Source organism: Actinopolymorpha sp. NPDC004070 (genome assembly GCF_040610475.1).
Lineage (GTDB): Bacteria > Actinomycetota > Actinomycetes > Propionibacteriales > Actinopolymorphaceae > Actinopolymorpha.
In genome coordinates this window covers 92,116-110,167 of the sequence record NZ_JBEXMJ010000008.1, presented here as the reverse complement: position 1 = coordinate 110,167, position 18,052 = coordinate 92,116, and the positions used below count along the sequence as shown (strand labels likewise).

At 70.5% G+C, this 18,052-nt stretch carries 17 protein-coding genes; 14 read left to right on the top strand and 3 right to left on the bottom strand.

Features of this window, described 5'->3' with window-relative positions:
• The first annotated feature begins 631 nt into the window (after positions 1 to 631).
• The 7 genes from ABZV93_RS16075 to ABZV93_RS16045 all read left to right on the top strand — a co-directional run bounded on the left by ABZV93_RS16075 (position 632) and on the right by ABZV93_RS16045 (position 7,787).
• Positions 632 to 2,260 carry an ABC transporter substrate-binding protein gene (locus ABZV93_RS16075; RefSeq protein WP_354935962.1) on the top strand — a complete coding sequence of 543 codons (1,629 nt, stop codon included), beginning with the start codon at positions 632 to 634 and terminating at the stop codon, positions 2,258 to 2,260.
• Between the two features lie 65 nt (positions 2,261 to 2,325).
• Positions 2,326 to 3,408, top strand: a complete 1,083-nt coding sequence (locus tag ABZV93_RS16070) for an ABC transporter ATP-binding protein (RefSeq protein ID WP_354935959.1) — start codon at positions 2,326 to 2,328, stop codon at positions 3,406 to 3,408.
• 80 nt (positions 3,409 to 3,488) lie between these two features.
• Positions 3,489 to 4,556: a dipeptide ABC transporter ATP-binding protein gene (locus ABZV93_RS16065; RefSeq protein ID WP_354936533.1), complete on the top strand. Its 1,068-nt coding sequence runs from the start codon at positions 3,489 to 3,491 to the stop codon at positions 4,554 to 4,556.
• On the top strand, positions 4,553 to 5,518 hold the full coding sequence (locus ABZV93_RS16060; RefSeq protein WP_354935956.1) for an ABC transporter permease: 966 nt from the start codon (positions 4,553 to 4,555) through the stop codon (positions 5,516 to 5,518). Before ABZV93_RS16065 ends, ABZV93_RS16060 begins: the two co-directional genes overlap by 4 nt.
• 2 nt (positions 5,519 to 5,520) lie before the next feature.
• Entirely contained in the window at positions 5,521 to 6,480 is a 960-nt protein-coding gene (locus ABZV93_RS16055) for an ABC transporter permease (protein ID WP_354935953.1), read from the top strand.
• A 359-nt stretch (positions 6,481 to 6,839) separates the two neighbouring features.
• Positions 6,840 to 7,286, top strand: coding sequence for an NfeD family protein (locus ABZV93_RS16050; protein ID WP_354935950.1), 447 nt, complete (start codon positions 6,840 to 6,842; stop codon positions 7,284 to 7,286).
• A 90-nt stretch (positions 7,287 to 7,376) separates the two neighbouring features.
• On the top strand, positions 7,377 to 7,787 hold the full coding sequence (locus ABZV93_RS16045; protein WP_354935948.1) for a DUF1232 domain-containing protein: 411 nt from the start codon (positions 7,377 to 7,379) through the stop codon (positions 7,785 to 7,787).
• Between the two features lie 49 nt (positions 7,788 to 7,836).
• Here the strand turns inward: ABZV93_RS16045 and ABZV93_RS16040 are convergent, their stop codons facing one another.
• On the bottom strand, positions 7,837 to 8,370 hold the full coding sequence (locus tag ABZV93_RS16040; protein WP_354935945.1) for a hypothetical protein: 534 nt from the start codon (positions 8,368 to 8,370) through the stop codon (positions 7,837 to 7,839).
• 115 nt (positions 8,371 to 8,485) lie between these two features.
• On the opposite strand from ABZV93_RS16040, the gene ABZV93_RS16035 reads away from it, so the two are divergent.
• Complete coding sequence (locus tag ABZV93_RS16035) at positions 8,486 to 9,664, top strand: acyl-CoA dehydrogenase family protein (protein ID WP_354935942.1); 1,179 nt, start codon at positions 8,486 to 8,488, stop codon at positions 9,662 to 9,664.
• Positions 9,665 to 9,701: 37 nt separating this feature from the next.
• Here ABZV93_RS16035 and ABZV93_RS16030 read toward each other — a convergent pair whose 3' ends face one another.
• Entirely contained in the window at positions 9,702 to 10,685 is a 984-nt protein-coding gene (locus ABZV93_RS16030) for an aldo/keto reductase (RefSeq protein WP_354935939.1), read from the bottom strand.
• Between the two features lie 132 nt (positions 10,686 to 10,817).
• On the opposite strand from ABZV93_RS16030, the gene ABZV93_RS16025 reads away from it, so the two are divergent.
• From ABZV93_RS16025 to egtD, 5 genes are all read left to right on the top strand, one after another.
• Positions 10,818 to 11,648: a hypothetical protein gene (locus ABZV93_RS16025; protein ID WP_354935936.1), complete on the top strand. Its 831-nt coding sequence runs from the start codon at positions 10,818 to 10,820 to the stop codon at positions 11,646 to 11,648.
• Positions 11,649 to 11,910: 262 nt separating this feature from the next.
• Positions 11,911 to 13,128 carry an ergothioneine biosynthesis glutamate--cysteine ligase EgtA gene (egtA, locus tag ABZV93_RS16020; protein ID WP_354935933.1) on the top strand — a complete coding sequence of 406 codons (1,218 nt, stop codon included), beginning with the start codon at positions 11,911 to 11,913 and terminating at the stop codon, positions 13,126 to 13,128.
• Positions 13,125 to 14,498, top strand: coding sequence for an ergothioneine biosynthesis protein EgtB (gene egtB / locus ABZV93_RS16015; protein ID WP_354935930.1), 1,374 nt, complete (start codon positions 13,125 to 13,127; stop codon positions 14,496 to 14,498). Before egtA ends, egtB begins: the two co-directional genes overlap by 4 nt.
• A gap of 13 nt (positions 14,499 to 14,511) precedes the next feature.
• Positions 14,512 to 15,240 (top strand): ergothioneine biosynthesis protein EgtC, encoded by a 729-nt coding sequence (gene egtC, locus ABZV93_RS16010; protein ID WP_354935927.1) that lies wholly within the window; start codon positions 14,512 to 14,514, stop codon positions 15,238 to 15,240.
• 133 nt (positions 15,241 to 15,373) lie between these two features.
• On the top strand, positions 15,374 to 16,357 hold the full coding sequence (gene egtD, locus ABZV93_RS16005; RefSeq protein ID WP_354935924.1) for an L-histidine N(alpha)-methyltransferase: 984 nt from the start codon (positions 15,374 to 15,376) through the stop codon (positions 16,355 to 16,357).
• A 6-nt stretch (positions 16,358 to 16,363) separates the two neighbouring features.
• On the opposite strand, the gene ABZV93_RS16000 is transcribed toward egtD, so the two are convergent.
• Positions 16,364 to 17,464: a GTP-binding protein gene (locus ABZV93_RS16000; RefSeq protein WP_354935921.1), complete on the bottom strand. Its 1,101-nt coding sequence runs from the start codon at positions 17,462 to 17,464 to the stop codon at positions 16,364 to 16,366.
• Between the two features lie 218 nt (positions 17,465 to 17,682).
• Between ABZV93_RS16000 and ABZV93_RS15995 the strand changes: the two genes are divergently transcribed.
• Complete coding sequence (locus ABZV93_RS15995; protein WP_354935918.1) at positions 17,683 to 18,051, top strand: hypothetical protein; 369 nt, start codon at positions 17,683 to 17,685, stop codon at positions 18,049 to 18,051.
• The last annotated feature ends 1 nt before the right edge of the window (position 18,052 follow it).

The following is an 18,052-nucleotide window of genomic DNA, read 5'->3' as shown; positions in this document are numbered from 1 at the left end:
GCGGGTGCGTGCCCCGAGTGGACCGACTGGACCCGAGTGGACCTGAGTGGCCCCGGGTGGACCTGAGTGGCCCCGGGTGAGATCCCGTGCGAGGGCCTTGAGAGGGCGCGGAGCGGTCGCGCTCCGGTAACGGATCGAAGAGTCCCGTAACAGTTCGGCCAAAACTCACATCGCGATGGGCCGCTCACCGACCGTCGACCCCATCCGGAGCCACACTGTCCACGTTGGGATGCGGTTTGCGGCCGGTTGTACTCTTCGCCCGGTGCCCTGTGAGATGCACGCGCCGCCGGAAGGGGTGCCTGATTTCTCGCTCAGCACAAGAGGCCTTACCGTGTTCCAGTTCAATCAGCTCGACATTGTTGTGTCCGCGTTGCGCGCGCATGCCCACATGCGCAGCCGCCCGCCGGCACCGCAATGCCCCCATAGGAGGTGACAAGGCCGTATGTTCGCTTCACGGAACGGCCAACGTCGATACCGGCATTGGGCGGCCGTGAGTGGTTTGTGCGTCCTTGCTCTTGTGGCTGCCGCGTGCAGCCAGGGCACCACGCCTTCTGCTCCGACGACCACTGCGGCCGGAAAGCCCGTCAAGGGCGGCACGCTCAACATGTTGGGCTCCGGCGACGTTGACTACATGGACCCCAACGTCAGCTACTACTCCGTCGGCTATCTCGGCCTGCGGCTGTGGAGCCGGCAGCTGTTCACCTACCCCGCCGAGAACGGCAAGGTGACCACCTCGGTGCCCGACCTGGCGGAGGAGACTCCCACCGCCGACAACAAGGGCATCAGCGCCGACGGCAAGACCTACACGATCTCCATCCGCCAGGGCGCGCAGTGGAACAGCTCCCCCGCGCGGCAGGTCACCGCGGCCGACATGGTCCGCGGCGTCAAGCGGACCTGCAACCCCGTCCAGCCCTTCGGTGGCATCCCGGACTTCGCCGACCTGATCGTCGGCTACCAGAAGTTCTGCGACGGTTTCGCCAAGGTCGGTCAGAAGCCCGCCGACATGGCGAAGTACATCAACGACACCCCGCTCCCGGGTGTCGTCGCCAAGGACGAGCGCACGGTGGTCTTCAAGCTGAACCACCCCGCGAGCTACTTCGTGGACATGCTGACCCTGCCGGCGTTCTCCCCCGCGCCGAAGGAGTTCCTGAAGTACGCCCCGGCCAGCCTCGACCTGGCCAAGAACACGCTGTCCAACGGTCCGTACGCCGTCAAGACGTACTCCCCGACCAAGCAGATCGTGTTCGAGCGCAACCCCGCCTGGAAGGCCTCCACCGACCCGGTGCGCAAGGCGTACGTCGACAAGGTCGTCGTCAACCAGACGGTCAGCCAGGAGTCCACGCAGCAGCAGCTGCAGACGGGCAGCCCGAGTGCGGACATGGAGTGGGACAACTACCCGCCGCCGTCGCAGCTGCCGCAGCTGATCGCCAAGAAGGACCCGAACCTCAACCTCGGTGAGACCGGTTCGTCGAACCCGTACATCGTGTTCAACACGGTGTCGCCGACCAACAACGGTGCTCTGAAGAAGCCCGAGGTCCGTCAGGCGCTGTCGTACGCCATCAACCGTACGAACATCATCCAGGCGCTCGGTGGACCGAAGGTCAACCCGCCGCTGACCCACGTGCTGCCGAGCAGCATCGTCGGCAGCAAGGACTTCGACCCGTACCCGCACAACGTGGCCAAGGCGAAGCAGCTGCTGGCCAAGGCGGGCTACAAGAACGGTCTGACGCTGAAGTTCGTGTACCGCAACGCCTCCGAGGGCGGCCGCAAGACGTTCGCGACCGTGCAGCAGGACCTCAAGGCGATCGGTGTCACCGTCAAGGGCGTCTCGGTTCCCAACGCCGACTTCTACACGAAGTACATGCAGGCGCCGAGCGTGACCAAGCGCGGTGTCTGGGACGTGTCCCTGGCCGGGTGGGGTTCGGACTGGTACGGCAACGCCGCACTGTCCTTCTTCGCCCCGCTGTTCTCGGGCAAGCCGTCGTTCCCGCCGGTCGGCAGCAACTTCGGCTTCTACGACAGCCCCGCGGTCAACAAGCTCATCACGCAGGCCTCGACCGCCAAGGACGAGTCCACCGCGGGGAGCCTGTGGGCGCAGGCCGACCAGCAGGTCATGAAGGACGCGCCGTTCTTCCCGATCACCAACCCGGTGCAGGCCAACTACCACGCATCGCAGACGAAGAACGCCGTCTACATTCCGTCGCTGCAGAACTTCGACCCGGCCAACATCTGGCTGGAGCAGGGCAAGCAGGGCGGCTGACCCCCCGAAGGAGGGCGCGCCGGCCGGACCGGCCGGCGCGCCCTCCTTTGCCTGATGGAGATTCCATGGTCGACAACATCGACAACTCCGCCAACGCCGCGCCGGGCACCCTCCGGTCCGGCACCTCCCCGCTGCTTTCCGTCCGGGACCTGAAGGTGTCGTTCAAGACCCCGGACGGCGTCGTACAGGCCGTACGCGGCATCTCCTTCGACGTGGAGCGCGGCAAGACTCTCGCCATCGTCGGCGAGTCCGGTTCGGGCAAGAGCGTCTCCACTCAGACCGTCGTGGGCCTGACCAGGGGCGCGAGGGTCAGCGGAAAGGCGCTCTTCGAGGGCCGGGACCTGCTCACCATGAGCAAGGAAGATCTGCGCCAGGTTCGTGGCGCGAAGATCGGCATGATCTTCCAGGACTCCCAGTCCAGTCTTCACCCCTACTACCGCGTGGGCTGGCAGATCAGCGAGATGATCCGCGCCCACGACCGGTCGATCTCGAAGTCCGCGGCCCGCGAACGCTCGATCGAGCTGTTGCGCCGGGTCGGCATCCCCAAGCCCGAGCGCCGCGTCGACGACTTCCCCCACCAGTTCTCCGGCGGTATGCGCCAGCGTGCGATGATCGCGATGGCGATGGCGCTGGACCCCGTGCTGCTGGTCGCCGACGAGCCCACCACCGCTCTCGACGTCACCGTCCAGGCGCAGGTGCTGGAGGTCATGGCCGACCTGCAGGCGGAGTTCGGCACGGCGCTGATCATGATCACCCACGACCTCGGTGTGGTCGCCGACGTCGCCGACGAGGTCGCGGTGATGTACGCCGGCCGCATCATGGAGCGCACCGGCCGGCGGGAGCTGTTCTACCGCCATCACCATCCCTACACCGAGGGCCTGATCGGCTCGCTGCCGGCCGAGAGTGGAGAGCGGCGCCGGCTGCGGCCCATCGCCGGCGCGCCGCCGAGCCTGATCAGTCCCCCGTCCGGCTGCCCCTTCCACCCGCGGTGCCCGTACGCCTTCGACCAGTGCCGGTCGGAGACCCCACCGCTGCGGGAGGTGTTCGGCGACCGGGCACACCACAGCGCGTGCTGGCTGCCGACCGACGAGGCCGGCCGCGGTGAGGCACGGGCCGCTCTTACGTCCAGCACGACGAGCACCAGGTGAGGCGATCGGTGAACGCCAGCGACACATCGAACAGCACGCCGGGGTCCTCCGCCAAGCCCAACGGAGGCACCGACCACGACGTGCTGCTGGAGGTGAACGACCTCCGCAAGTGGTTCCCGGTCCGCTCGGACCGGCTGTTCTCCCGCGGCAAGGAGCACGTACAGGCCGTCGACGGTGTCGACCTGCAGGTGCGGGCGGGTGAGACGCTCGGCCTGGTCGGTGAGACCGGCTGTGGCAAGTCGACCCTCGCGCGCTGCATGACCCGGCTGTACGACGTGACCTCGGGCCGGATCACCTTCGACGGCACCGACATCACCTCCCTGTCGCGCCGGGAGCTGCGGCCGCTGCGCCGGGAGATCCAGATGATCTTCCAGGACCCGTACGGCTCGCTGAACCCGCGCCGCCGGGTCGGCTCGATCATCGGCGACCCGTTCGCCATCCACGGAGTCGGCAAGGGACCCGAGCGCAAGCGCAAGGTCCAGGAGCTGATGGAGCTCGTCGGTCTCAATCCCGAGCACTTCAACCGGTTCCCGGCGGAGTTCTCCGGCGGCCAGCGCCAGCGCATCGGTGTGGCCAGGGCCCTCGCGATGCGGCCCAAGCTGATCGTGTGCGACGAGCCGGTCTCCGCGCTGGACGTCTCCATCCAGGCGCAGATCATCAACCTGCTGGACGATCTGCAGCAGGAGTTCAACCTGACCTACGTCTTCATCGCCCACGACCTGTCGGTGGTACGCCACGTCAGTGACCGGATCGCGGTCATGTACCTCGGCAACGTGGTCGAGGTCGCCGACGCCGACTCCCTGCACAAGGAGCCTCGCCACCCCTACACCAACGCGCTGCTGTCGGCGGTGCCGCTGGCCGACCCGGACCTATCCGACCGGCGGGAGCGGATCATCCTGCGCGGCGACGTACCTTCGCCGCTCAACCCGCCGTCCGGTTGCCGGTTCCACCCCCGCTGCCCGAAGGCCGCCGACACGTGCGCCACCGAGGTGCCGCCGCTGATCGCCCGGCTGAACGACGGCCCGGAGCACCTCGCCGCCTGCCACTTCCCGGTGGAGATCGGCGAGAACCTCGTCGAGGCACGGCCAACGATCGCCGCGGAGCGCACCGAGTTCGCTCCTGAGCTGGTGAACGGAGACCAGTCGTGAGCACCACCGAATCCCCGTACGACCTGGAGACCGAGGGGCCCAAGGCCTCGATCGAGGGCCGCAGTCCCTGGCGGCTGGCCTGGGAACGCCTGCGCCGCGACCGGGTGGCGCTGATCTGCTTCGTGGTCATCCTCCTGATCGTCGCGATGGCGGTCTTCGCACCGGTGGTCGCGGCGATCACCGGCCATGGTGTCAACACGCAGTACCGCACCAACGGCCTGACGCCCGACGGCATGCCCAAGGCACCCAGCGGGGAGTTCTGGCTCGGCACCGACGACCTGGGCCGCGACATCCTGGTCCGGATCGCCTACGGCGCCCGGGTATCCCTGCTGGTCGGCGTGGTGGCGACCCTGATCACCGTGGCCATCGGCGTGGTGGTGGGGCTCGCGGCCGGCTACTTCGGCGGGTTGGTCGACACCATCCTCGCCCGGCTGGTCGACGTGGTGCTGTCCTTCCCGTTCATGCTGTTCGCCCTGGCGCTGGTGTCCGTCACCGGGCCGAGCCTGAAGGTCGTGATCATCGCGATCAGCGCGTTCAGCTGGGCCTCGGTGGCCCGGATCGTGCGCGGACAGGTGCTGTCGTTACGAGAACGCGAGTTCGTCGAGGCGGCCCGCTCACTCGGCGCGAGCGACAGCCGGATCATGTTCGTGGACGTGCTCCCGAACATCATGGCACCGGTGATCGTCTACACCACGCTGCTCATTCCGACGGTGATCGTGGTGGAGGCCACGCTGTCGTTCCTCGGCCTGGGCGTGCCCGAGCCTGCCGCGACGTGGGGCGGGATGCTGAACGAGTCGATCGCCTACTACCAGGTCGCCTGGTGGTTCATCCTCTTCCCCGGACTCGCGCTGCTCCTCACCACGCTGGCGTTCAACCTGCTCGGTGACGGCGTGCGCGACGCATTCGACCCGAGCTCGGACCGACTTCTCGTCACCAACGAGCAGAACGCAAAGGGTGAGTGACGATGGCCCGATTTCTCGTCAAGCGAATCCTGCACGGCCTACTGGTGCTGTTCCTCATCACGATCGGCGTGTTCGCGATCTTCTTCGTGGCGCCCAACAACGTCGCCCGCACCCTGGCGGGCCGGCAGGCCACGCCGCAGACCGTGAAACTCATCGAGGAACGGCTCGGCCTGGACCAGCCGGTCTGGAAGCAGTACCTCGACTTCTTGTGGAAGGCACTGCACGGCGACCTCGGCTTCGACTACTACCACCAGGTGCCGGTGACGCACATCATCGGCGACGCGCTGCCGGCCACTGTCGGCCTGGCCCTGGGCGCGGCAATCATCTGGATGCTGCTCGGTGTGTTCAACGGCGTCGTGGCAGCGGTCCGGCCGCGCTCCATCGCGGACCGGGGCATGACCGGGTTCGCGCTGTTCTTCTACTCCATGCCGACGTTCCTGCTGGGTCTGCTGCTGCTGTACTTCCTGTACTTCCAGCTGACTCTGAAGGGTTACCCGGTCTTCCCGGCGGGCGGCTACGTACCCATCACGCAGAACCCACTGGACTGGGCGCGGCACCTGGTGCTCCCCTGGCTCACGCTGGCGCTGGTCCTGGCCGCGACGTACACGCGGCTGACCCGTGGGTCGATGCTGGACGTGCTCGGTGAGGACTACATCCGCACCGCACGGTCCAAGGGCATCTCCGAACGCCGGGTCGTCTACCGGCACGGCCTGCGCAGCGCGCTCACCCCGGTCGTGACGCAGTTCGGCATCGACCTCGGTCAGCTCGTCGGCGGCGTGGTGGTCACCGAGACGGTGTTCAGCATCGACGGTCTGGGCAAGACGGCGATCGACGCGATCAACCAGCAGGACCTGCCGGTGATCATCGGCATCGTCATCTTCGCCGCGGTCGCGGTCATCGTCGCCAACATCCTGGTCGACGTCGCCTACGCCATCCTCGATCCGCGGGTACGCCTCAACTGACGACCTGATGACCTGACGTCGGCCGACTGTCAGGTCGGGGTTGACACGGACGCGCCGGTGCGGAAACGCCCGGCGCGTTCGCGTATCACCGGTTGAACAACACCATCGCGTTGGAGTAGGCCGGGCCCTCGATGGACCCGGGTGGGGCGGAAGTCCCCGATCGCGGCAGTGACGGTTTGTTGCTCGCGGGAGCCACATCCGTACCGCACAAGGTGTTCGGAACCAGGTTTCGCGATCAGGCTTCGTGGTCAGGGATCGCGGCCACGTCGCACGCCGGACTTCGCGGTCGCCTCCCTCGACAGGTGTGAGCGGGATACCGTCGGAAAGGAGCCCGGAAAATACCTGTGGGCAGGTGGGCGATGGACGCGTGGGTCGTGTGGTTGGTCGTGGCGCTGGTTTTCGGCATCGCCGAACTCCTCCGGGTCACGCTCCACCTCGCCCTGGTGTCGGGGGCGGCACTGGTGACGGCGCTGGTGGCGGCCACGGGTCTGGGTGTGCCGTTCCAGATCACGACGTTCGCGCTGGCCACCCTGCTGCTGATGGTGTTCGTCCGCCCGCTCGCCCAGCACGCCCTGCGCAGGGCGCCGGAGATGCGGTCGGGCACGGCGGCGCTGGTGGGCCGGGAGGCGCTGGTGCTCCGTGAAGTGACCAGGCACACCGGCCGGGTCCGGATCGGCGGTGAGGAGTGGAGCGCGCGGGCGTACGACTCCACGCTGGTGATTCCGCCCGGCGCCACCGTCGACGTGATCGCGATCGAGGGCGCCACGGCGCTGGTCTACCCGCGTGAGGACCCCTGGTCGGTGTGATCGCCGGCGTGACGGTCGGTGTGATCGCCGACCTGATCGCCCGCCTCGTGCCTGACCGCGTAACGTACCCCGGGTGCAGGGACGTCGACGGTGAACGGCTGGCTGCGCGCCCTCGCGGTCGCGGTGGTGCTGGCGGTGGCGAGCTGGGCCGTCCTGGCCGTGCTGGCCCGCCGGCTCCCACCCGGACCGCTGCGTGAGCTCGCCGCGTTCATCCCGGACTGTGTGGCGACCGTGCGGGTCCTTCGGCGCGACCCGCGGGTGCCCCGCCGAGCGAAGATCGTGGTCGGGTTCGCCGCGGTGTGGCTGATCTCGCCGATCGACCTGATTCCGGAGTTCCTGCCGGTGATCGGGCCGCTGGACGACGTGCTCGTGGTGGCGCTGGCGCTGCGGTACGCCGCCCGGCAGCTCCCGCGCGAGGTCGTCCTCGAGGCGTGGCCCGGCAACCCGGCGCTGCTGGAGCGGCTGCTCGGGCCGGAACGCCCGGGCCGGAGGGCGGACTGAGCAGGAGCCGGCCCTGAGCGGCTGTGCTGGGGCTCGTCCGGGTGTGGCGCTACTTGCCCGGGCAGGTCCCGGCGATCGTGGTCTTCAGCGACTCCGCGGTGGAGGCGACCTTCATCGCCGCCGTGGTGATCGCGTCCACCGCGGGTGAGGAGGTGGCCTTTCCACCGCCTCCGCCCACCTGCTTGATCGCGGTACCCAGGCTGCCCAGGGCGGCCGACAGCGCGTCCAGCTGCGGTCGCCAGGCCGAGGACGCGGCCGACCGCAGCCTCTTCAGGTCCGAGCGGACGGCGTTCAGCTTGCGCTCCACGCCGTTGGTCCCCTCCGCGCGCACGTCGACGTTCTTCAGCGCGGTCAGCGACGACTGCAGCTTCTTCGCCTCCTTGCACACCGCGGCGTTCGCGGTGCCCGACGGCGAGGACGCCGACTCGGTGGCCGGGCTCGCCGTGGAGGACGAGCCACCGGAGCCGCCGCAGCCGGCCAGGACGACCGCGCAGAGTAGGCCCAGACAGGCCAGCGCGCCGAGAACCACCGCCCGTGGCATACCAGCCGGGGCCGTGACCGTGGCTACCGAGGATCTCCGCATGTCGGGCTCCTTCCCCCGAGATCGCTGATACCCAGGGTGCGGGATGCCGACCCCTCGCGCACCCGCGGCTCCCCCCGTCGCCGCGTCGAACCGGAATCTGCGCGAGGATCTGGGCATGAGCCGACAGTCCGGGCAACCCGACGCCAGCGACCTGCTCGACGTCGCCGCCCTGCTCACCGACGAGGAGCGGGCGATCCAGGCGACCGTACGCCGCCTGCTGGCCGAGCACGCCGAGCCGCACGTCGGAGAGTGGTTCGAACGCGCGGAGTTCCCGCGGGCGCTGGTGCCACGGTTCGCCGAGCTGGGCCTGCTCGGCATGCACCTGGACGGATACGGCTGTGCCGGCACCAACGCGGTGAGCTACGGCCTGGCCTGCCTGGAGCTGGAAGCGGTCGACAGCGCCCTGCGCAGCTTCGTGTCGGTGCAGGGATCACTGGCGATGTACTCGTTGTGGCGGTTCGGCTCGCAGCGCCAGAAGGAGCAGTGGCTGCCCGCGATGGCCGCGGGCACCGCCATCGGCTGTTTCGGCCTGACCGAACCCGACCACGGCAGCGACCCCGCCGCCATGGCCACCACCGCCCGGCGCACCGAGGCGGGCTGGGTGCTCGACGGCACGAAGATGTGGATCACCAACGGCGGCATCGCCGACCTGGCGATCGTGTGGGCACGTACGGACGAGGGCGTGCGGGGGTTCTGCGTGCCCCGCGACACCCCCGGGTTCAGCACCCGCGACATGCATCACAAGCTGTCGCTGCGGGCGTCGGTGACCTCGGAGCTGATCCTGTCCGGCGCGGAGGTGCCCGAGGACGCGATCCTCCCCGAGGCCCGCGGCCTGCGCGCTCCCCTGGCCTGCCTGAACGAGGCGAGGTTCGGGATCGTGTGGGGCGCCCTCGGCGCGGCGCGGACGTGCCTGCTCACCGCGGTCGACTACGCCCGCGAGCGGACGCAGTTCGGCAGGCCGGTGGCGGCGTTCCAGCTCACCCAGGAGAAGCTCGTGGAGATGGCGCTGGAACTCAACAAGGGGCTGCTGCTCGCGCTCCACCTCGGCCGCCGCAAGGACGCCGGGCAGCTACGCCCGGACCAGGTGAGCTTCGGCAAGCTCAACAACGTCCGGGCCGCGCTGCAGATCGCCAGGACCGCCCGGACGATCCTGGGCGCGAACGGCATCTCGCTGGAGTACCCGATGCTGCGGCACGCCAACAACCTGGAGTCGGTCCTCACCTACGAGGGCACCAGCGAGATCCACACCCTCGTCCTCGGCGAGGCGATCACCGGGTTGCCGGCGTTCCGCTGAGGTGAGTCGGCCGACCTGGCGTCCGGGCCGGCCGTGGCTACCAGCGGTCGTGCACCTGCGGGCGGATCAGCTCGTCGTAGACCGCGCGGATCTCGTCGTGCGCACCGGCGGTGAGCCGGGGCAGCTCGGCGGCGCCGGCGTTTGACCACACCTGCACGGGATTGCGGGCGCCCGGGATGACGACGCTCACCTCCCGCTGGTCGAGGATCCAGCGCAGCGCGACCTGGGCCAGCGACGCCTTCGCGGGCACCAGCGGCTCCAGCCGGCCGGCCGCCTCCACGCCGGTGGCGAAGTCGACGCCGGCGAACGTCTCCCCCACGTCGAAGGCCGAGCCGTCGCGGTTGTACGTACGGTGGTCGTTGTCGCCGAACTGCGTGGACGCGTCGTACTTCCCCGACAGCAGGCCACTGGCCAGCGGCACCCGCGCGATGATGCCCACCCCCGCCCGGGCGGCGGCCGGCAGCACCTCCTCCAGCGGCTTGCGCCGGAAGGCGTTCAGGATGATCTGCACGGTGGCCACGCCCGGCCGCTCGATCGCGGTCAGCGCCTCGGCGCACGTCTCCACGCTCACGCCGTACGCGGCGATCCGTTCCTCGGCCACCAGCGTGTCCAGCGCGTCGTAGACGGCGTCGGTGGCGTGGACCGGCGCCGGCGGGCAGTGCAGCTGCACCAGGTCGAGCCGGTCGACGCCGAGGTTCTCCCGCGAGCGGTCGGTCCAGGCGCGGAAGTTGTCCAGGGTGTAGTGGCTCGGGTCCGGCGGTGCCCGCCGGCCCATCTTGGTGGCCACCATGATGTCGGCCTCGGGCCGCTGGCGGAGCAGACGCCCGATCACGCGCTCGCTGCGGCCGTCGCCGTACACGTCGGCGGTGTCGATGAACGTCACACCGGCGTCGACGGCGGCGTTGAGCACCGCGAGCGCCTCGGCCTCGGTGACCTCGCCCCAGTCGCCTCCCAGCTGCCAGGCCCCCAGCCCGACAACGCCCACCTTGCGACCCGTTCGTCCGAGATTACGTTGTTCCACGGGCGAGAGCCTACGGCCCGGTGAACGTACTCGCAGGTAGCGGAGGGAACCCTCGGCGCCCGGCTGGCAGGACCTTCGGCACTACGCCCGGTGGTGGCCGCCACCAAGAATCGGGCGCGAGGGGGTATGGACATGACCGAGACGCAGGAGAGCTCGACCCGCTCCGACACCCAGCAGGCGACCGGCCGCAAGCACCCGGCCGGCAGGCGGGCCCCGCGCGGGACCGCCGCCCACAAGCAGACCGCGGGTCCTGCCATCCCGGGGCCCCGGGCACCGCACCCGGAGGAACACCGCACGCCGCGGGCCGGCACCGCCGCCAGGAAGACTGCCGCCAGAAAGACTGCCGCGAAGAAGGCTGCCGGGAAGCGGGCAGTGGCCAAGGGGACCGCCGGCAGGCAGACCGCCAAGAAGACGGCCGCCAGGAAGACCACCAGCAGGACCACCACCCGGAAGACCGCGACCGGCGGCACCGCGACCAGGCGGACCACCAGGAAGACCGCGGCGGCCCGGACCCGTGGTGCCGGCCTGCCGGGTCTTTCCGGGCTCCCCGGGCTGTCCGGCCTGAGCAGGCTGCCCGAGGTCGCCGGCCGGGCACACCTCCCCGAGGTGCACGCGCCGAAGAACCTGCCCACCCCGTCGATGCCGTCCATGCCGTCGCTGCCGTCGCTGCCCGAGGTCGCCATCGACGAGAAGACCGGCCGTACGCTGTGGTACGGCGGACTGGCTGCGGTCGCCGTCCTCGGCGTGGTCGACTGGCCGGTGGCCGGCCTGGTCGCGGTCGGTTCGTTCGTCCTTGACCGCCGGCTGCGAGCCGCCCGCGAGGAGCAGGCACGTGGTCGCCGCACAGCCACCAGGCCACGCTCGCGCACCCGCCCGCAGAGCGGGACCCGCGGCAGGCCGCGCAGCCGGTCCCAGGGCGGGACCGGAGGCCGCCGGGGGACCCGGGCGGCGCGCGGGGCCTGAACACGCCCGGAGCGCGCAGACGCGAAGCTGGTCTGCTCGTCAGTTCGCCGGAGGTTCGATGGCCGTTCCGCCCACATTCGGTCACTGTCGGCGGCGTTTGGTAGGTGTTTGATCGACACTGTCCTCGATGTGGCCCCGACGTGAGCCTGATGTGACATGGGCCTCAGTGGCTGTTCATCGAGGGGCCGGCACGCCAGGATCGGAGTTCGAACATGACCGCGAATCCCGCGCAGCATGCAGCCGGACGACCGCAGGAGAAACCATGACGGACACCGCTGAGGTCGCCTCGTGCGATTCCGTGCACGGCCACATCGGGCGGATCTGTTTCAAGACCGGACCGCCCACCACGGTCGGCACCGAAATCGAATGGCTCGTCGTCTCACCAGACCACCCGCGTGAGCTCGTCCCTCTCGACCTGCTCCGCACCACGCTCGACCAGGCCGGGCCCCCGCCCGGCGGCAGCACCGTCACCTTCGAACCCGGCGGCCAGGTGGAGCTGAGTTCTGCTCCGGCCCGTGGCGTCGCCGCATGCTGGTCCACCCTGAAGTCCGACATCGACCACCTCCGCGAGGCGCTGGCCACGCTCGACCTGCGGCTGTTGTGGACCGCGATCGATCCCTTCCGCGAACCCCGCCGGCAACTGTCCCATCCGCGCTACGACGCGATGGAGGCCTACTTCGACCGGCGCGGCCCCGAGGGCCGGCTGATGATGTGCTCGACCGCCTCCGTGCAGGTCAACCTGGATGCCGGGACCGACGCGGCCGACATCGCGCGGCGATGGCGGATCCTGCACGCGATCGGCCCGGCGATGGTGGCCGCGTTCGCCAACTCTCCCCTGTTCGCCGGCCGGCAGACCGGGTGGAAGTCCGCCCGGCAGGCAGTGTGGCAGCGGCTGGATCCCCGGCGCACCCGGTCCCCGCACGGACCCGACCCGGTGGCCGCCTGGGCCGACTACGCGCTGGACGCACCGCTGATGATGCGGCGCGACGGCGAGCGGTGGCACAGCGATCCGGGGTTTACGTTCCGGCAGTGGCTGCACCTGCGCACCGACGACGGACACGTCCTGAACGACCTCGACTACCACCTGACGACGTTGTTCCCGCCGGTCCGCCCGCGCGGGTGGTTCGAGATCCGCTACCTCGACGTGGTGCCGGCGGCGTACTGGCCGGTGCCGATGGCGGTGCTGACTGCACTGGTGGACGATCCGCGGGCCGGCGAGCGCGCCCTGGCCGCCACCGCACCGGTCGTCGAGGCGTGGTGGAACGCCGCCCGCGACGGGCTGGACCATCCCGGGCTGGCCCATGCCGCGCGGTGCTGCTTCGAGGCGGCGCTGGAGGCGCTGCACCGGCAGGGCGCCGAGCGCGCTCTGGTCAACCTCGTCGACGACTACCGACTCCGCTACGTCGACCGGGGACGATGTCCGGCCGACGACGGCACCGACCCGCTCACGTCCGATTCCGACCGGGAGGAGTCCCGATGAGCCAGTACGCAGACCTGCGCCCGTCCGCCCGCACAGCCGCCCTGCTCGCCTCCGACGACCACGTGGACCCCGACGCGTTCAAGTCGCTGGTGGCCGCGGAGCTGGAACGCGCCCGCGAACGCAGCTTCGGGCTCACCACCGACGTCCTGGACGAGGCCGACCTGGTGGCCCAGCACTCCCGGCTGATGTCGCCGCTGGTGTGGGACCTCGCGCACGTGGGCAACTACGAGGAGCTGTGGCTGCTGCGGGCCGCGGCCGGGATCGACCCCATGCGGCCGGAGATCGACAGCCTGTACGACGCGTTCGAGCATCCCCGGTCCGAGCGGCCGACGTTGCCGCTGCTCAGCCCGGGCGAGGCCCGCGGCTACATCGACCTGGTACGCCGGAAGGTGCTCGACTCCCTGGAGTCGATCCGGCTCTCCCCCGACAAGCCGTTACTGGGCGCCGGGTTCGTCTACCGCATGGTGATCCAGCACGAGCACCAGCACGACGAGACGATGCTGGCCACGCACCAGCTCCGGCGCGGCGAACCGGTCTTCCCGCCCACCGACCAGGCCCCCGCCCCGCACGACCACCGCGTCCTCGCGCCGGAGGTGCTGGTGGAGGCGGGCGAGTTCGTCATGGGCACCTCCACCGACCGCTGGGCGCTGGACAACGAACGCCCGGCGCACACGGTGTCGCTGCCCGCCTTCTGGATCGACACCACCCCGGTGTCCAACGCCGCCTACCGCGCGTTCGTCGACGCCGGCGGCTACGACGACGAGCGGCTGTGGGATCCGGCCGGCTGGCAGTGGCGGTGCGCGTCGGGCAAGCGGGCACCGGCCTACTGGGTGCGCGACGGTGAGACCTGGTTGCGCCGGCGCTTCGGCCGGCTGGAGCCGCTCGTCGACGACGAGGCGGTGCAGCACGTGTGCTGGTACGAAGCCGACGCGTACGCCCGCTGGGCCGGACGCCGCCTGCCCACCGAGGCGGAGTGGGAGAAGGCCGCCTCGTGGGACCCCGTGCGTGGTGTCAAGCGGCGCTTTCCCTGGGGTGACGAGCCGGGCGGGCCGGGGCACGCCAACCTCGGCCAGACCCGCTTCCACCCCACGCCGGTGGGCTCGTTCCCGGACGGCGCCTCGCCGGTGGGTGCGCGGCAGATGCTCGGCGACGTCTGGGAGTGGACCTCGACCGCCTTCACCGGCCATCCGGGCTTCTGCGTCTTCCCCTACCGCGAGTACTCCGAGGTGTTCTTCGGCAACGACTACAAGGTCCTGCGCGGTGGGTCGTGGGCGAGCGACCCGGTGACGGCGCGGACGACCTTCCGCAACTGGGACTACCCCATCCGGCGGCAGATCTTCGCCGGGTTCCGCTGCGCGCGCGACGCCTAGGAGGCAACGTCCGATGTGTCGTCATCTCGCCTACCTCGGCCGGCCACGCACGCTGCAGGAGCTGGTCCTGGACCCGCCGTACTCCCTCGGGGTACAGGCGTACGCACCACGCCGGCAGGAGCACGGGACCATCAACGTCGACGGCTTCGGGGTGGGCTGGTACACCTCCCGGCGGCCGGAGCCGGTCCGCTACCGCCGGGCCCAGCCGATGTGGGCCGACCAGTCCTTCGCCAGCCTCGCGCCCACCGTGGACGCCGGCTGCGCGGTGGCCGCGGTGCGGTCTGCCACGCCCGGCTACCCGTCGGAGGAGTCCGGGGCAGCGCCGTTCACCCACGGGCGCTGGCTGTTCAGCCACAACGGCGCACTGGGTGACCTGGCACTGGCCCGCAAGGCGCTGCGGGACGAGGTGGCATGGGTGCCCGACGCACTCGCCCCGGTCGACTCCGCGCTGCTGTTCGGCCTGGCGGTGGCCCGCTGGGAGAGCGGCAGCACTCTCGGCGAAGGACTGGCCCGGGTCACCCGCGAGGTCGCCGAGCTGGGCGGCGGCCGGCTCAACCTGCTGGCCGGCGACGGCGAGCGCATCGCGGGCACGACGTACGGCGACACGTTGTTCGTGCACGAGTCCGCCGACGGCGTGCTGCTGGCCTCCGAACCCTGTGACGACGACCCGGCCTGGGCACCGGTCCCACCCCGGTCCCTGGTGGAGGTCGACCGGCATGGTGTGGTGGTCACCACGCTGTAGGGGCCGAGGTACGAAACCCCCACCGGGCAAAGAAGAGCGCATCCCGGCGAAAGCCTGCCTTGACGAAGGTCGTCCAGCCGAGAAGTTCGTCCCGAAAGTTCGCCTTGACGAAGCCCTGACGATGGAGGCCCGCGTGACCGTTTCCCGTGAAGCACCGGAGATCACCTGCCACCTCACCGCCGCCGACCTCGAGGCGAGCCTTGCCCGCGACGTCGCCGAGGGCCTGGTCGGGACGCCGAAATCCCTTCCTCCGAAGTACTTTTACGACGCGCGGGGAAGTGAGCTGTTCGAGCAGATCACCACGCTCGAGGAGTATTACCCGACTCGGACCGAGGAGTCGATCCTCGCCGCCCACGCCGCCGAGATCACCAAGCTCGCCGACGCCGACACCCTGGTGGAGCTGGGATCGGGGTCCTCGACCAAGACCAGGCTGCTCCTGGACGGGATGCGCTCGACCGGCAGGCTGGCACGCTACGTGCCCGTGGACGTCAGTGAGAGCGCCCTGCTCGGTGCGATCGAGTCCCTGCGGGCCGACTACCCCGGGATGGCCATGCACGGCGTCATCGCCGACTTCGAACGCCATCTGGGCCTGCTCCCGCGGAAGGGCACCCGCCTGGTGGCGTTCCTGGGCGGCACGATCGGCAACCTCGCACCGGCGCAGCGGGCACGCTTCCTGAGCGCGGTGCGGTCCGGGCTGGGACCATCCGACCGGCTCCTGCTCGGTACCGGCCTGGTGACCGACCTGGACCGGCTGGTGCGTGCCTACGACGACGCGTCCGGGGTGACCGCGGAGTTCAACCGCAACGTGCTGCAGGTCGTCAACCACTCCTTGCACGCCGACTTCGTGCCGGAGGCGTTCGACCACGTGGCGGTGTGGAACGCCGAGGCGGAGTGGATCGAGATGCGCCTTCGGTCACAGAAGGCGCAGGTGGTCCGGATCGCCGACCTCGACCTGACCGTGGAGTTCGCCGAGGGTGAGGACCTGCGCACCGAGATCTCGGCGAAGTTCCGCCGCGAGGTCGTGGAGCGCGACCTCGCCGAGGCCGGGTTCACGCTCGAGGCGTGGTGGACCGACCCGCAGGACGACTTCGCCCTCTCCCTGGCCGCACCCAACTGACCGGGCTCAGGCGGCGCGGTCGTCGTCGCCGAGCCACGGGGAGAAGCCGTCGTCGTGCCGCTCCCAGTGGTCGAGCCCCCGGGCGAGCTCGGAGTCGGTCATCAGCACGGCGTCGAAGGCGGCACGCACCCGCTCCTGGACGTCCTCGATCCCGGTGACCAGGATCCGGGTCTGCCGGTCGCCGGCCTCCCAGCGGCCGACCGTGCCGATGCTGAGCTGGCCGCCGGCGTTGTCCCACCCGCACACCGCGTGCGGACGGGTCGGCAGCCAGAACCACCCGCGGCTGCGCTGCCGCCCGCCGGCGAGCTCGCCGATCCGGTCGTGCAGCCGCGCGGGGTGGACCGGGCGCCACGAGGTGAGTTCCAGCGTCCACACGCCGTGGGTGTCGGCGGCGCCGGAGTGCGCGGCCCGGCGGTAGTCGCCGCGCTGGGGGCCGCAGCCGCGTGCCGGGCGGTCGAGGGTGCGGGCCAGGTCGAGGTTGTGCAGGTCGGCGCACACCGCGCTGGGCGCGGCGAGGTGGCGGAGCACGGCGAGCTCGCGGGCGTCGGGCACCCGGTCGGTGCGGGTGGCCACCACGTCGGCGGACTCGATCTGGTGCGCCAGCGCCTCGCCCACCGCGCGCCGGTCGTCGTGGGTCAGCGCGATGCCACGTTCGGCCAACAGGTCGTCACCGAACAGGTCGTCGACCAGCCGGGCGAGGTCGACCACTGTCAGGACCCCGGCGAACGTCACGAGGTCGGCAACCTGGCTTCCGCCGACAACGGACCCGCGCAGGGCATCGCGCACCAAACCGGGCTCGGCGGTGACCGGCAGGGACACCACGATGCGGTCCCAGCGTCCGCTGCGCGCGAGCCGCACCACGGTGGGTACGACGTCCTCGCGCAGGGCGCAGCTCAGGCAGGCGTGGTCGAGCGGCACGCCGGTGTCCTCCACCACTCCCCCGACGTCGTAGACCAGGCGGTGCAGCAGGTCGTCGTGTCCGGTGCGGGCGAGGTCGTGCTGCACGACGACGCCGCCGGGGAAGTCCCACAGCACCGCCGAGGCGGCGGTCTGCCGGAGCACACCGTCCATCGCGGCGACGACGTTGACCGGCAGTCGTTCGGTCATGAGCACCTCCTGCCCGGGCCGGCGTCGGGGCCGCCGCGAAAAGTGTCGGACGGCAATGGGTTCAGTTTCCAGCGACCTCCACTGCCACGCAAGGCGCGACGGCACTCCGACCGCGGCAATAACCTGGGCGCGAGGCGGCGACCCATGATCGCGGCTGGTGCGGGGTGGGGGAAGCGGACCTCAGGCTGACGCTCGGCGGGCGCGAGACGGCGCTCTGGATGCCGGTCTCTTTCCTCGTCACGTTCGTGGTGACCCGGCTCATCCGGGCCGCCACCGCGGAGTTCGCCTACCGGCCGGGCCCGCCCGCCCAGCAGGTGGAGGCGGTGATCTTCGCCGCCGGCGCCGCGCTCACGCTGGACGAGTTCGCGCTGTGGCTCTACCTGGAGGACGTGTACTGGACCGCCGAGGCCCGCCGCTCGGTGGGCGCCGTGCTGGTGGCGGCCATGATCGGGATCCTGTTCGTACCGTTGGTGGCGATGATCGGCGCTCCGGCTCGCCAAGCCCAACTCCCCGCGGGCGCACCGGCTGTACGCGGAGGGCGCCATCCCCACCGCCCCTCCTCCGGCAAGCGGGGGTTGACAGGCTGAC

What these genes read in the sequence shown, in the direction of transcription:
- ABZV93_RS16075 (WP_354935962.1), top strand. Translation starts at nt 632, where the DNA reads ATGGACCCCAACGTCAGCTACTACTCCGTCGGCTATCTCGGCCTGCGG.
- ABZV93_RS16070 (WP_354935959.1), top strand. Translation starts at nt 2,326, where the DNA reads ATGGTCGACAACATCGACAACTCCGCCAACGCCGCGCCGGGCACCCTC.
- ABZV93_RS16055 (WP_354935953.1), top strand. Translation starts at nt 5,521, where the DNA reads ATGGCCCGATTTCTCGTCAAGCGAATCCTGCACGGCCTACTGGTGCTG.
- ABZV93_RS16050 (WP_354935950.1), top strand. Translation starts at nt 6,840, where the DNA reads ATGGACGCGTGGGTCGTGTGGTTGGTCGTGGCGCTGGTTTTCGGCATC.
- ABZV93_RS16040 (WP_354935945.1), bottom strand. Translation starts at nt 8,370, where the DNA reads ATGCGGAGATCCTCGGTAGCCACGGTCACGGCCCCGGCTGGTATGCCA.
- ABZV93_RS16035 (WP_354935942.1), top strand. Translation starts at nt 8,486, where the DNA reads ATGAGCCGACAGTCCGGGCAACCCGACGCCAGCGACCTGCTCGACGTC.
- ABZV93_RS16025 (WP_354935936.1), top strand. Translation starts at nt 10,818, where the DNA reads ATGACCGAGACGCAGGAGAGCTCGACCCGCTCCGACACCCAGCAGGCG.
- egtA (WP_354935933.1), top strand. Translation starts at nt 11,911, where the DNA reads ATGACGGACACCGCTGAGGTCGCCTCGTGCGATTCCGTGCACGGCCAC.
- egtB (WP_354935930.1), top strand. Translation starts at nt 13,125, where the DNA reads ATGAGCCAGTACGCAGACCTGCGCCCGTCCGCCCGCACAGCCGCCCTG.
- egtC (WP_354935927.1), top strand. Translation starts at nt 14,512, where the DNA reads ATGTGTCGTCATCTCGCCTACCTCGGCCGGCCACGCACGCTGCAGGAG.
- ABZV93_RS16000 (WP_354935921.1), bottom strand. Translation starts at nt 17,464, where the DNA reads ATGACCGAACGACTGCCGGTCAACGTCGTCGCCGCGATGGACGGTGTG.
- ABZV93_RS15995 (WP_354935918.1), top strand. Translation starts at nt 17,683, where the DNA reads ATGCCGGTCTCTTTCCTCGTCACGTTCGTGGTGACCCGGCTCATCCGG.